The sequence below is a fragment of the Chitinibacter sp. FCG-7 genome (assembly GCF_040047665.1).
In the GTDB taxonomy this organism is placed as follows: domain Bacteria; phylum Pseudomonadota; class Gammaproteobacteria; order Burkholderiales; family Chitinibacteraceae; genus Chitinibacter; species Chitinibacter mangrovi.
On sequence record NZ_CP157355.1, the window covers coordinates 308,613 to 322,571 of the forward strand.

Sequence of the window (13,959 nt, forward strand, 5' to 3'; positions counted from 1 at the left end):
ATTCAAAGGCCTTGTCATGCAACACACACAGCTTATCGAAACCTGCATTCAGCGACGGGCCCAGTTGGCGCAGCAGCTGGCACCGGGCATTGTGATCATTCCAACGACGCAGGAAATCATCCGCAACGCCGACACCACCTACCCATTCCGTTTTGACTCCAGCTTTTACTACCTCACCGGTTTTAGCGAACCGGATGCGGTTTTTGTGCAAATCATTGGCGAACAGCGGGTTGAGAACATCCTGTTCTGCCGCCCGAAAGATCAGGAACGCGAAATCTGGGATGGCTTCCGTTTTGGCCCGGCCGCTGCCGCCAGCACGTTCGGTTTTGACGCAGCCTACTCGCTGGATGAGCTCGATAGCCGCATGGTCGAGCTACTGAAAAACCAGCCGCGCATTTATTACCCGCTGGCCAAGGAAATGCGCTGGGATCGCCAGATCAACCGCTGGCTTACCAATGTGCGCTCGCTGGTACGCACCGGAATCAGCGCGCCGACCACCGTGGTTGACGTACGCAGCGTCGTGGATGAAATGCGGCTGATCAAAAATGATTTTGAAGTGGGTATCTTGCGCCAGGCAGCATCTATCAACGCACAGGCGCATATACGTGCCATGCAATTTACCAAGCCGGATCAATTCGAATATCAGGTCGAAGCTGAAATCCTGCATGATTACTATCGTCAGGGCAGCCGTTTTCCGGCCTATGGCAGCATTGTGGCCAGTGGCCCGAACGCCTGCGTCTTGCACTATGGCGAAAATAACGGTGTGCTGCGTGATGGAGATTTATTGCTGATCGACGCGGGCTGCGAATTGCACGGCTACGCCAGCGACATTACGCGCACTTTCCCGGTCAATGGCCGCTTTAGCAGCGAACAGAAAGCCGTTTACGAGATCACGCTGGCGGCGCAATACGCTGCGCTGGCGCAATGTGCGCCGGGCAAAACCTGGAATGCCCCGCACGATGCCGCCACCCGGGTACTGGCGCAGGGCATGATTGATCTGGGCTTGCTCAAAGGCACACTCGACGAAGTCATCGAGACCGAAAGCTATCGCCAGTTTTATATGCACCGCACCGGACACTGGATGGGGCTGGACGTGCACGATGTGGGCGCTTACAAAGTCGATGGGCAATGGCGTGAGCTCAAAGCCGGCATGGTATTGACAGTCGAGCCGGGTTTTTATATCCGCCCCGCCGCTAATGTGCCCAAAGCGTTTGAACACATCGGCATTCGCATTGAAGACGACGTACTGATTAATGCGACTGGTCACGAAAATCTGACTGCGGCCTGTCCAAAAACCGTTGCCGACATCGAAGCGGTGATGGCTGCGGGCAAATAATTCACCGCTAGCAGCGCCCGGCGGTAAAATAGCCGCCAAAGCCCCCATCTGCTCGCCATCGAGCGCATAAGCCAGATGGGCGGCTTTCCGACTTGCCCCGTCTGGAAACCAACCATGCTGATTGAACGACTCCCCCACCATCTGGATATTCTGATCGTTGGCGGCGGCCCCGTGGGCGCGCTGCTGGCGCAAAAACTGACGGCCAGCGGCCACGATGTTTTGCTGGTTGAAGCCAAATCGCACATTGGCAAAGACCCGCGTGCGCTGGCCATTGCCCATTCGAGCATCGTGGCACTGCAACAAGCGGGCTTATGGTCAGACCAGCTGGGCGCGACGCCGATCACCCGCGTGCATGTCTCGCAAGCGGGCACGCTGGGCCGCACGGTGCTGACGGCAGAGGAGCTTGAATTGCCAGAGCTGGGCTGTACCGTACCGTATCAGGCGCTGGCGCAGCATGCGCTGGATGTCGTCGCCGCAGGCCAGGCGCCGCTCGCACTAGGCACACGGGTCAGCGCTGTCCGGCAGATGGCCCGGTTTACGCAGGTCAAACTGCAAACCTCGCACAATGCTCTTGAATCCGAGCACCAGCTCACCTGCCGCTTGCTGGTGCTGGCTGATGGCGGGCAATTGATTGATCAATTGCACGATATCCGGCAAAGCGTTAAATCATACGCACAGCATGCGGTGCTAGCCAAAGTCACCCCCAAGCAGCCTCACGGGGGTATTGCCTTCGAGCGCTTTGCTGATGACGCCCCGCTGGCATTACTCCCCAATGGTATGGATTACACTCTGGTCTGGACGCAAACCCCGGAGCTAGCCGCCGCGCGCCTGGCCTTGTCGGATGAGGCGTTTATTGCCGAGCTGGAGCAGCGCTTTGCCGACCGGCTCAGCGGATTTAGCGCCGTTGGCGAACGCGCCAGCTGGCCGCTGGCCTTAAAAACACTCAACTCGGTCGTTGGCGAGCGCGTGGTGTTGATTGGCAATGCAGCACAAACACTGCACCCGGTGGCCGGACAAGGCCTGAATCTGGGGCTGCGCGACGCCGAAACGCTGGCACACGTACTGGCACAAACACCCAAAGCGGCGCTGGGCGAAGCGGCCAGCCTGCAACGCTATCGGCAGCTCAGAGCGCGCGATGCCGGGCTGGTCACGGCCTTTACCGACAGCCTGATCAGCGTGTTTGACTCGCCCGCCTATCCGATCAAGCACGCCCGCAGCGTTGCGCTGCTGGCGATTGACCAGCTGGCCTGGCTGCGCAAAGGCTTTGCCAGACGCATGGTCTACGGCGCGCGTTAATCGGCGACGGGAAGGAACACTGTGCACACCCTCTATCCGCTGCTGCAAATTATCGCGCCTGTACTCATTATTGTGCTGATTGGCTGGACTTATGCGCGGCATCGGCCGGTGGACATGAGCGGGGCCAACCGGCTCAATATTGATCTGCTCTCGCCGCTGCTGGTGTTTAGCGCCATGGCCGGTAAAAATGCCTCGCTACTCACCTACTGGCCGCTGATGCTATGTGCCACGCTCATCGTACTGGGCTCGGGTCTGGTCGCGTATCTGGTCGCGCGCCGCTCTGGCCTGAACGCCGCTGCATTTAGCGTGCCGCAAATGTTCACCAATACCGGCAATATGGGCCTGCCGCTGTGGCTCTTCGCGTTTGGTGAAGCCCATTTTCAAGGCGCGGTGGCTATTTTTGTGCTGATCAATTTGCTGCATTTCACGTTGGGCATCAAATTATTCAATCGGCAAGCACCACTGCTCGATGTACTGAAAACGCCAATGATCTGGGCACTATTGGCCGGATTGGTGGTGCAATATACACAGCTGACGCTGGCCGACTGGCTGCTCAAGCCCATCAAAATGCTGGGTGAAATCGCCATTCCGCTGATGCTATTCGCGCTCGGTGTGCGCATGGCTCAATTTAAAGTCAGCCGCTGGGGCGCCGGTTTGCTTGGCGGCATCTTGTGCCCGGTAGTGGGTCTGGCGCTGGCCTGGCCGCTGGCGCATTGGCTGCCACACGCACAGGCTGGCATTTTGCTGCTATTTGGCGCCCTGCCGCCTGCGGTGCTCAACTATCTACTAGCCGAGCAATACCAGCAAGACCCCGAGCTGGTGGCGGCACAAGTGGTTGCAGGCACCTTGTACGCACTGTTGTTTGTGCCACTCTCATTGTGGCTGGCACTCAATACAGCCATAGGGTATTAAGCTGCAAGGCAATACCAGATAGCGCCATATGGACATACCCCTGAGGAATATATCCACTCAGACTTTTGGCATCATTGCCGCAATTTCGGCTGCGGGCAATGGTTTGGCGTAATAAAACCCCTGCAGCGTATCGCAGCCAGCTGCACGCAGCGCCAGCATTTGCGCCTCGGTTTCTACGCCTTCAGCCACCACACTGAGGCTGAGTTTTTTCGCCATCGCCACAATACTCTGGGCAATCGCCAGATCGTCGTCGTTTTGCGGAATGCCGGTGATAAACGAGCGATCAATTTTCAGAATATCAAGCGGCAAGTGCTTGAGCTGGGACAGCGAAGAATACCCAGTGCCAAAATCATCAATCGCCAGCGTTACGCCCATGGCCTTGAGCGCATTCATAATATCAACTACTTCATTGATACGGTGCATGATCAGGCTTTCGGTCACTTCCAGCTCAAGCAGATAGGCCGGAAAGCCCGTTTCAGCCAGCACGCTGGAGACTTGCTCAAGCAATACGCCAGGCTTGAACTGGCGAACCGACAAATTCACCGCCACTTTGGGCACCAGCAAACCCGATTCGCGCCACTGCTGGGCTGTGCGGCAGGCCTGTAGCAAAACCCAGTGGCCAATTGGCACAATCAGGCCGGTTTCTTCGGCAATCGGGATAAATTCTGCCGGTGAAATCCAGCCCATTTCCGGGTGCTGCCAGCGCAGTAAACACTCCATGCCACTGAGCTGCCCTGTCGCCAGATTCATCTGCGGCTGATAGACCAGCTGCAGCTGATTGCGCTCCAGCGCAAAGCGCAAAGCGGCTTGCACTGAAAATTGCTGGGTATTGAGGCTGTTCATTTCATGGGCATAAAACTGATAAGCATTTTTGCCTAGATCCTTGGCGCGGTACATGGCCAGATCGGCATTGCGCATCAGTTGCGAAGCGATACTGCCGTCATTCGGATACATGCTGATGCCGATCGAGCCGGTGACAAACAGCGCTTGCCCATCAATCAGATAGCTTTCGGCCATCGCCTGCAGCAAGCGTTCGGCCACCTGCGAGACCTGCTGCACCTGATGGATGTTTTCCAGCACAATGGTAAATTCATCACCGCCCAGACGTGCCACCACATCATCCTGCTTCAGATGCATGCGCAGCCGCTGCGCCACAATTCGCAGCAGCTGATCACCCACATCGTGCCCCAGCGTATCGTTGATCGACTTGAAGCGGTCCAGATCAATAAACAGCAGCGCCAGACCACGCCGCTTGGTGCTGGCCCGGATCAGCGCCTTGGCCAGCTCTTCGTGAAAACCATTGCGATTGAGCAAATCGGTGAGTGAATCATGGCGCGCCAGATAGTGCGCCCGCTGCTCGGCCTGTTTGCGGCTGGTGTAATCAGAGAAAATACCGACGTAGCGATTAAGCCTCCCCTCCAGATCATGCACCGCACTGATCGAGAGCCAGGCCGGATACAGCTCGCCATCCTTGCGCTTGTCCTGCATTTCGCCTTCCCAGTGGCCAGTTTGCTGTAATTGCTCCAGCAAATGCCGCTGCGAATGATTGGGATTGCCGGGCCGCGTATCAAAAATGCGGGAAGGACGGCCCAGTGCATCGGCTTCCGAATAACCGGTAATCCGGCTAAATGCCGGGTTGACCGCCAGCACTTTGTGCTGGCTGGAAATAAGCATAATGCCTTCGGAGGCGTGGTTAAATACCTGCTTGGCAATGCGGGCATCGGCCAGAGCCTGCTCGCTTTCGCGGCGGATCACGGCAATCAGTATTCCCATTTGCAACGCCATGCCCAGCAATACCAATTGCTGCAGCATCTGCTCGCCGGGCAAGCCCGCGGCCACCGATGGGCTCCCCAAAATCAGCAGCAGCACCAGCGCAATCAAGCTGTTACCCACCTGCCCCAGCCGCAATGAAGACCAAGCCAGCAGGGGAAAACACAGGTAAGTGAGTTGCAAACTATCGTGATAGCGATCCGACAACAGCAGCATGGCACCGCAAGCGGCGATCGAAACTAGGGTAGTCGCTTCTATCAACCAATTAGCCCTCAGCTCGCGAATTTCATCCTGTAGCGCCAGAAAACCGGGCACCACAATCAGTATGCCCAAGGCTTGCCCCAGCCAGAGCAGCGTAAAGCCACTTTGCCAGCTCTGATCACCGCCAGCCAACGGCAGCAGATCGCTAAGCAACCACGCATAAACCGCACAGGACACACCCGCTGCCGACCAGAGCAGGCACAAAGCGTGCCGGGTTTTGAATTCAGTCAAAGGTGCAGGATAAGCCAGCAAGAAAAACGAGAAGGCGCAGCAGGCCGCTTTGGCCGTAGCCAGCAGCAGCACTTGGGCAAGAGGCAAAGCCAGCAAAAGACCGGGCAGACACATCAGCAGCGCTAGCCAGGGCAAAATCCGCCAGCCGTGTTGCAATAGCGCGGCCAGCGCCACGCCTCCGGCCAGACTGACCGGACCAAAGCTGTTTCCTGTTCGGAGCAAGGCTGAATCGAGCAGACAACACAATAGATAGGCGAGTAGCCAAAGACTCGTTGAAAGATGCAGTTTCACGGTTGCCGGCTAGTTAAGGAGACGCTAATGATAGGCTGACATCTTTCCTCGTTTTGCTTTTTTAGTCCATCAATACCAATAAGACTGAGCATTAGAGCCAACAACTGCTAAAGTAGGGAAATCAGACCAAGAGCTTTTCCTGTATGAGTGACGACCTCCTCGTCTTTGCCAATGAAGACCTTCCCGGCGCCGAATCCACACTGCCTGCATGGCCCATTCTGATTGTTGATGACGATCAGGACATCCATTTAAGTACCAGTCTGGCGCTGAAAAACACCCAGTTGCTGGGCAGAAATATCGATCTGGTTCACGCCTACAGCGCACGGGAAGCATTCGAAATTCTGCTCACACGGAATGACTTTGCCGTGATCTTGCTCGATGTCGTGATGGAAAACGATTTTGCCGGGCTGGATCTGGTGGCCAAGATTCGCGGCATTCTGGGTTTGAAAGAAGTGCGCATCATCTTACGTACTGGCCAGCCGGGTCTGGCCCCCGAGCCTGGCATTTTCAATTTGCACGACATCAATGATTATCGTCTGAAAACCGAGCTCACCAGCAATCGCCTGATTACTGCTTTGTCTTCAGCTTTACGCAGCTACGCACAGATTTGCGCCATCTCGGCCAATCGCCGCGGGCTGGAAATGATTGTGCACGCCGAAACCGAATTGATGGAATGCACCAATTTCAAAGACTTTGCCCAGGCTATTCTGGATCATGCCCCACGTATTTTTGACCGACCTTGTATCGGCTTTGTCGCCAAAATTCATACCCCGCCCCAATTCACAGCGACAGCCAACGATCTGGGCGCATGCAGTACCGAGTTACTCGCCAGCGCCCTGCACCTGCTCTCGCAGCGCCCGCAATCGGGCAGCCACCATTTCAGTGCACGCGAAATCTGGCTACACCTGCAGGCGGGTCATGATCAGGCGGTCATTTACCTGCAATTTAAAACCCTGCTGACCGAATTTGGCAATTTTGAGCAAATTGCCAGCGTTTTTGCGACCAATACTTCGGCTTCGCTGGGGCATTTATGCCAGCTTGAGCGTTTGAACTATCTGGCTTATCACGATGAAATGACCCAGCTGGGCAATCGCAGCTGGTTTATTGAGCAGCTTGGCCATGTACCGCGCAGCCGCCATGAAGCACAGGCGGTGGTGATTCTGGACTTGTGCCGTTTTTCCGACATCAATGACGGGCTGGGTTATGAAGTGGGCAATGCACTGTTGCACTCGCTGGCGCAGCGCCTCAAGCATCATTTTGCCAGCAAGGATACACTGGTGGCCCGTCTGGGCAACGACGTTTTCGGGCTGTTTGGCCCGATCAGGCATGTCAACCCGGATCAGTTATTCCAGCTCTTTGACTCTCCGCTACAGGCGCAGCAGCATACAATTCCGGTGCAGATTGCGCTGGGAATTCGCAGCCTGAATCAGGATCAGGCCAATGGCTTGCAATTGCTTGAGCAGGCCAATATTGCCCTGAATCAGGCCAAGACCAAAACCCATCCGCGCTGGGCGAGTTTTGTCCCCGAGATGGAGGCCAATACCCGCTGGCGCCACGAGATCATCCGCCAGTTGCGCTCGGCATTTCACCATCAGCAATTGCAGATCTGGTATCAGCCACAGATCAATCTGGCCAACAACCAGGTCAGCGGGATTGAAGCGCTGATGCGCTGGCCGGGCGAAAACGGCTTTATCCACCCCCCTGCCGTCTTTATTCCGCTGGCCGAATACTCGGGTCTGATCGTGGAAATGGGCGACTGGGTCATTGATGAAGCATGCCGGGCGTACAAGGAAATCGCTCTACTCGCCAATGCCCCCGCCCGCGTGGCCGTGAATGTCAGCACCCCGCAATTCCGTTCCGGCAATCTGGTCCAAAGCGTCAACCAGGCGCTGCGCAAACACCGGTTGCCTGCCAATATACTCGAGCTGGAAATCACCGAAAGCATTGCGATGGACGAGCCGGACACCGTCCGCAGCTGCCTGGCGGCGCTACGACTGCTTGGGGTTGAAATTGCGATTGATGATTTTGGCACGGGTTATTCTTCACTCGGCCAATTGCATGCACTGCCGGTCGATAGCCTGAAAATCGACAAGAGTTTTGTTGATGATCTGGCGCACTCCAAATCCGGGCTATATGTCGAGCTGATCATTGATCTGGCGCAGCGGCTGGGTTTATCGACGATTGCCGAAGGCGTGGAAACCGAGGTACAGGCCGAGCGCCTCAAAGCACTGGGCTGCACGGTGGCGCAAGGGTATTTTTATGGAAAGCCAATGCCGCTTGATGAGCTCAAGCGCTGGTTACTGGCACGCCAAGGGTAATCCTTGGCGCGCTTTGCAGATTAAAAGGCAGGCTTAGTGTTTTTCACCCGGCGCAACGCCTTTGGAGCCCATAGCCTCAACGCGCACTTTCACTTCAACCACCCCCGCTTTGGCAAAAGTCAGTTTGAGCGGGATTTTTTCCCCTTCCTTCAAACCTTGCTTTAAGTTGATCAGCATAATGTGCAAGCCACCCGGCGCCAGCTTTAGCTCGCCTCGGGCAGGCACTGCCAGACTTTCGACCTTGCGCATTTTCATCACGCCGTCGAGCATTTCCATCTGGTGCAATTCGGCCACTTCGGCCACCGCGCTTTCCGCTTTCAGCAGCGTATCGCCTTCTGCACCCAGATTATTTACCGATAAAAATACGCCCCCCATCTTGGCCGCCGGCGGCGTCGCTCTAGTCCAAGGGTGGGCTATTTTCAGATCTCCGACCTGATAGTCGTGTGCCAGCGCGGTACTCATGGCCAGCATCAGCGCCAAACCCAGTTTCATTCCTGCTTTCATGGTTGACCCCAGTGTCATATGTGATTATTTACCCAATGTGCATGGCAGCAGCCCATATTTCAAGCCCCGGGCGCAATTACTTTTGCGCTATCGGCGTTGATTCGGCCTCGGTTTTCTCGGCCACGGCCGCCAGCGCCGATTGCAGTAATTGCCAGAACTGGGCCACCGAGCTGATTTCAACACGCTCGTCCGGCGAATGGGCACCACGGATGGTCGGGCCAAACGAGACCATTTCAAGCTCGGGATAGGCACGGCCGATCAATCCGCATTCGAGCCCGGCATGAATCACTTTGACCGCCGGGGCGTGACCATACAATTGCTGGTAGACATCCTGCAGCAGTTTTAACGCCGCCGAATCCGTATCCGGCGCCCAACCGGGGTAAGCGCCCGAAGCTTCGACGCCCAGGCGAGCCAGCCTGGCCAGTGCTTCGATCATGGTTTGTAGCTCGTGCAAACCGCTATCAGTGAGTGAGCGCAGCATCAGCACGGCCTCGAAACGGCGCTCGTCGATTTTGACCACTCCCAGATTATTGGAAGTCTCGACCACACCGGCAATCTGCTGACTCCAGCGGCGCACGCCATGCGGCAAAGCCAGCAGCAAATCAATCGCCAGTACGGTATCTGCGGCGGTTAAGGCCAGTGAATTACCTGCCTCGGCATCACTCACGCTCAAGTGCAGTGCGGGCTCACTCTCGCCCAGCTCGGCCTGCAAAATCTGTTTGAAGAGCTCGACACAGCGGGCAAACTGCACCGCATCACAGGCCGGAATCGCCAGCTGAGCAAAGGCTTCGCGCGGTAAGGCATTGCGCAGCGTGCCGCCCCGAAAATTCAGCAGCCGGGCATCAAACCGGGGTATTGCCTCAGAGAGCAATCTGGCCAACAGTTTGATGGCATTACCCCTCTCTAGATGAATATCCACCCCGGAATGCCCGCCCTTCAATCCATTCAACACCAGATCCCGCACCACATAACCAGCGGGCAGCGCTTCATGATGCAAGGAGCGATTCAAGCTGATGTCCATGCCGCCAGCACAGCCGACATAAATCTCGCCCCAGTCTTCGGTGTCCAGATTCAGCAGCAGGTGCCCTTGCAGCAAACCCGGCTCCAAACCTTGCGCGCCACTCATCCCGGCTTCTTCATCCAGCGTGAACAACACCTCCAGCGGCCCGTGCACAACCTCCGGGCTTTCCAGCACGGCCAGCGCTGCGGCGACGCCAATGCCGTTATCGGCACCCAGCGTCGTGCCGCAAGCACTGACCCAGCCATCGACAATCCGGGGCTGAATCGGGTCGCGGATGAAATCATGCTTGGTCGCTTCATTTTTTTGCGCCACCATATCCAGATGCGCCTGCAGAACCACGCCAAGACGGTTCTCCATCCCGGCACTGGCCGCCTTGCGGATAATCAGATTGCCCACGCGATCAAGCTGGGTTGAGAGTCCACGCGCCTGCGCCCAGGCCTGAATGTGGTCACGCAGCGCAGTTTCGTGTTTTGACGGGCGGGGAAAGCGGCAGATTTGCGCAAAGTGCTGCCACAATTGTGGCGGGGAAAGCTGTTCAATCGACATAGGCAGGAATCGTTTACCGTAGTTATACAACGTAATAACAAATGCGTAGCCCAGCATATCACTACATGCACAACACGCCCATCAGGAGATGCCGCGATGTGTTTTATCCACTCAAAACTTGGGTTAAAACAAACTTCGACCTGCCAATACCCCTTAGGATATAGCTAAACAACACTTAGCCGAGTGACATCATGAGCAAAAATCCTCCCGCACTGGCCAGCAATCCCTACTACGAAGGGGTTCCCGAATACATGACCGAGGTTTACGACTGGGCCTACGTTGACCCGAACTGGGTCAAGGCACTTGATCGCAATATCGTGGTGAAAGTGTTGCTGTTTTTGAATGATCAGCGTCTGATGCGCCGCTATCTGGCCCAGATCAAGCCGGGAGATCGCGTCTGGCAACTGGCGCATGTGTATGGAGATCTGGTGCAGAAAGCGGCCGAAAAAGTCGGCCCGCATGGCGAGTTTCACTTAACCGACGTCACCCCGATCCAGATCGAGCACGGTAGCGCCAAACTCAAAAACATGCCGTGGGCCAGTGTTATCCGCAGCGACGCCGCCGATTTTGCCGTTGAGGGGCGTTACGATGTGATTTGCAGCTTCTTTCTGCTGCACGAAGTGCCCGACGATAAAAAACGCGCCATTGTCGACCATATGCTGGCGCACATCCCTGCTGGCGGCAAAGCCGTGTTTGTTGATTACCACAAGCCCAAACACTGGCAGCCGATCCGCTATATCCTGCAGCTGGTCAATCACTATCTTGAGCCGTTTGCCAATGCGCTCTGGGACAATGAGATCAGCAGCTACGCCACGCACGCCGATGATTTCAACTGGGAAAAAGAAACCCTATTCGCAGGGGTATATCAATCAGTGATAGTTACCAGAAAGGCTTGATCGGCATACCCATGCCACATTCTAGAAATACTCATTCAAAAAACGATGCAAAGAGCGTCGCCAGATTGATGACGCCCCCGCTCGCGAAGCGAGGCTCCCCTCAAGGAGGGGACGGGAGGGGTGGGAATAAAACATAAAGGCTGCGAATTCAGAACCTGATTTCCGAGGCTCGGCTTTGCCGAGACTTAAGAAATGTCGTAACCCACTTTGTCAGCAGCCTAGCGACGCAGAAAGCGTCATTTTTTAGCCGGGTGAAGACAAGACCGATCTAATTGTCGTCTTCCAGCACGTCATCCGCCGCAGTGTGCGGAATCACTTTCACCATCACAATACGCGGGCCGTTCATTTTTTTGACCACCACATCAAATCCTTCAAATTCGATGCACTGGCCTTCCACCGGCAGATTGCCCAGCTTCCACTGAATCAGACCGCCCACGGTTTCGGCCTCGGGATGATCAATATCCATCCCCAGCGCCCGTCCCAGCGAAAATAGCGGCAAACTGCCTTTGCCGAGCAGCGCGCCGTCGTCTTGCCGCATCCAGTCGTTACGGCTTTGGCGAAACTCGTCGCGAATTTCGCCAACCAGCGCCGCCAGCAGATTATCCAGCGTCAGAAAGCCCACCGGTGGCTCGTCGCCATACGCGGCAATTGCAAAATGCGGCGCTCCGGCGCGAAAACGGCGAAATAGCTCAATGACAGGCGTATCCGGGCTCACTTCCTCTACCGGACGGACAAACTGGCGCAAATCGCTCAGCTCGGCGTCGCGCAGTTCGGCTAGAAACAGGTTTTTCAGGTGAATCACCCCCAGCACCTGCCCTTCTTCATCGACATAGGGATAGCGACTAAAGCGCTGCTCGGCGATGGTTTGCAGGTTCTCATCCAGCGTTCGGTCAGTATGCAGTACCGCCGCCTCGTGAAATGGCCGCATCAGGTCGGCCACCTTGAGCTTGCTAAAATCGAGCGACTGCGCGACCACATTCCATTCCTGCGGATTCATCTCCTCGCTATCCTGATTGGCCCGCAAGATCAACTTGAGCTCGTCGTAGGAGTAATGGCTATCATGACCGGCGTAGCCATCCAGCCCCGCCAGCCGCAGAATAAAATTGGCACTGCGATTGAGCAGCCAGATGGCCGGATACATCAGCCAGTAGAAAAAATACAGCGGCGTCGCCGTCCACAAGGCGATGATTTCCGGGCGGCGGATCGCCAGCGACTTCGGTGCCAGCTCGCCAACGACAATATGCAGAAAGGAAATCAGCGTAAAGGCAAAAATAAACGACACGGTATGCAGCAAGGCCTGCGACTCAACCCCTAGCCAGACAAACACCGGGCCGATGAGGCCAGCAAAAGCGGGCTCACCAATCCAGCCCAGCCCCAATGAAGCCAGCGTAATCCCCAGCTGGCAGGCTGATAAATAAGCATCCAGCTGGCCATGCACCTTGACCAGTATCTGACCGCGCCAGCCTATTCTGGCAATGCTTTGCACCTTGGTTTGCCGCAATTTGACCAGACCAAATTCGGCGGCAACAAAAAAACCATTAAGCGCCACCAGAAACAGCGCCAGCAGCGTAAGTAAGAAATTATCCATAATGCGGGCAAGCGCCCGTCCGGAACGAAGATGGGCTTATTTTAGCGTTTCCCGCCACTTTGCGCGAATTGATGGCTTTTCCACGGTAAAATTGCTCTCTTTTTGCACCTTGCACTTAACCTCGGATGATTGATGAAGAACCGCCCGCCCCGCCCGCTCGGTAAACCCGTTTCCCGCCCAGCCAGTAGCGCCAGAGTGCCAAGCGTAGCGGGGCCAGACACGGGCGCCAAAGTCAGTCTGGCGCGTGCGCTATCCAAGCTGGGCGTCTGTTCGCGTACCGAAGGCGAAAAACTGGTGCGCAACGGCGTGGTCGCAGTCAATGGCCAACCCTGCCGCGACCCTGAGCAGCGCATCAATATCGAGCGCGACCAGCTCAGCGTCAACGGCCAGCCCGTGCTCGCGCCGCAATTTGTGTATCTGATGCTCAACAAACCGCGCGGACTGATTACCAGCGCCAGCGATGAAAAGGGTCGCGAAACGGTGTTTAGCTGCTTCTCAAACGATCACGGCACCAAGCTGCCGCATCTGGGACCCGTTGGCCGACTCGACAAAGCCAGCGAGGGCTTGTTGCTGTTTAGCAATGACACGCGCTGGGCGGCGCGGCTAACCGACCCGAATAGCCATCTGGACAAGATTTATCATGTGCAAATTGATCAACAGCCCAACGAGGCGCTGCTCGCTGCGATGCAGCGCGGCGTCACTCTGGACGATGGCACACGACTGGCCGCTAAGAAAGTGAGCGTTTTGCGCAGCGGCGATAAAAATGCCTGGCTGGAGATCACGCTGGACGAAGGCAAAAACCGCCATATCCGCCGCCTGCTTGAAGCCCACGGCGTCAACACCCTGCGTTTAATCCGTGTCGCGATTGGCCGCTTGGAATTGGGAGAATTGGCGAAGGGTGAATGGCGAGAACTCAGCGCAGAAGAATTGCATCTCCTCAACAATAAATAGGGTATACAGCTGTAGATCAATATTGATTTGACTTACAG

10 protein-coding genes are annotated in these 13,959 nt (G+C 56.2%); 6 read left to right on the forward strand and 4 right to left on the reverse strand.

The features are described from left to right. Nucleotides 1–16 precede the first annotated feature (16 nt). The 3 genes from pepP (at nucleotide 17) to ABHF33_RS01470 (ending at nucleotide 3,544) form a co-directional block, all read left to right on the forward strand. A complete protein-coding gene (pepP, locus tag ABHF33_RS01460; RefSeq protein WP_348945302.1) occupies nucleotides 17–1,336 on the forward strand; it encodes a Xaa-Pro aminopeptidase in 1,320 nt (439 codons plus the stop codon). Between the two features lie 114 nt (nucleotides 1,337–1,450). Then, the gene (locus tag ABHF33_RS01465) at nucleotides 1,451–2,632 is read left to right on the forward strand and encodes an FAD-dependent monooxygenase (RefSeq protein WP_348945303.1); all 1,182 of its coding nucleotides are present in this window, start codon (nucleotides 1,451–1,453) and stop codon (nucleotides 2,630–2,632) included. Between the two features lie 21 nt (nucleotides 2,633–2,653). Further along, nucleotides 2,654–3,544 (forward strand): AEC family transporter, encoded by an 891-nt coding sequence (locus ABHF33_RS01470; protein WP_348945304.1) that lies wholly within the window; start codon nucleotides 2,654–2,656, stop codon nucleotides 3,542–3,544. A gap of 57 nt (nucleotides 3,545–3,601) precedes the next feature. On the opposite strand, the gene ABHF33_RS01475 is transcribed toward ABHF33_RS01470, so the two are convergent. Continuing rightward, complete coding sequence (locus ABHF33_RS01475) at nucleotides 3,602–6,097, reverse strand: bifunctional diguanylate cyclase/phosphodiesterase (RefSeq protein WP_348945305.1); 2,496 nt, start codon at nucleotides 6,095–6,097, stop codon at nucleotides 3,602–3,604. A 143-nt stretch (nucleotides 6,098–6,240) separates the two neighbouring features. On the opposite strand from ABHF33_RS01475, the gene ABHF33_RS01480 reads away from it, so the two are divergent. Continuing rightward, nucleotides 6,241–8,415, forward strand: a complete 2,175-nt coding sequence (locus ABHF33_RS01480) for an EAL domain-containing response regulator (protein ID WP_348945306.1) — start codon at nucleotides 6,241–6,243, stop codon at nucleotides 8,413–8,415. Between the two features lie 33 nt (nucleotides 8,416–8,448). Here the strand turns inward: ABHF33_RS01480 and ABHF33_RS01485 are convergent, their stop codons facing one another. Beyond that, nucleotides 8,449–8,919 carry a copper chaperone PCu(A)C gene (locus tag ABHF33_RS01485; RefSeq protein WP_348945307.1) on the reverse strand — a complete coding sequence of 157 codons (471 nt, stop codon included), beginning with the start codon at nucleotides 8,917–8,919 and terminating at the stop codon, nucleotides 8,449–8,451. Between the two features lie 76 nt (nucleotides 8,920–8,995). Continuing rightward, nucleotides 8,996–10,486: an aminoacyl-histidine dipeptidase gene (locus ABHF33_RS01490; protein ID WP_348945308.1), complete on the reverse strand. Its 1,491-nt coding sequence runs from the start codon at nucleotides 10,484–10,486 to the stop codon at nucleotides 8,996–8,998. 191 nt (nucleotides 10,487–10,677) lie between these two features. Here ABHF33_RS01490 and rquA point away from each other — a divergent pair, with 191 nt between their 5' ends. Then, nucleotides 10,678–11,382 carry a rhodoquinone biosynthesis methyltransferase RquA gene (gene rquA / locus ABHF33_RS01495; RefSeq protein ID WP_348945309.1) on the forward strand — a complete coding sequence of 235 codons (705 nt, stop codon included), beginning with the start codon at nucleotides 10,678–10,680 and terminating at the stop codon, nucleotides 11,380–11,382. Nucleotides 11,383–11,650: 268 nt separating this feature from the next. Here rquA and ABHF33_RS01500 read toward each other — a convergent pair whose 3' ends face one another. Continuing rightward, a complete protein-coding gene (locus ABHF33_RS01500) occupies nucleotides 11,651–12,970 on the reverse strand; it encodes a hemolysin family protein (RefSeq protein ID WP_348945310.1) in 1,320 nt (439 codons plus the stop codon). A 132-nt stretch (nucleotides 12,971–13,102) separates the two neighbouring features. Between ABHF33_RS01500 and ABHF33_RS01505 the strand changes: the two genes are divergently transcribed. Further along, nucleotides 13,103–13,921, forward strand: a complete 819-nt coding sequence (locus ABHF33_RS01505) for a pseudouridine synthase (RefSeq protein WP_348945311.1) — start codon at nucleotides 13,103–13,105, stop codon at nucleotides 13,919–13,921. Nucleotides 13,922–13,959 lie beyond the last annotated feature (38 nt).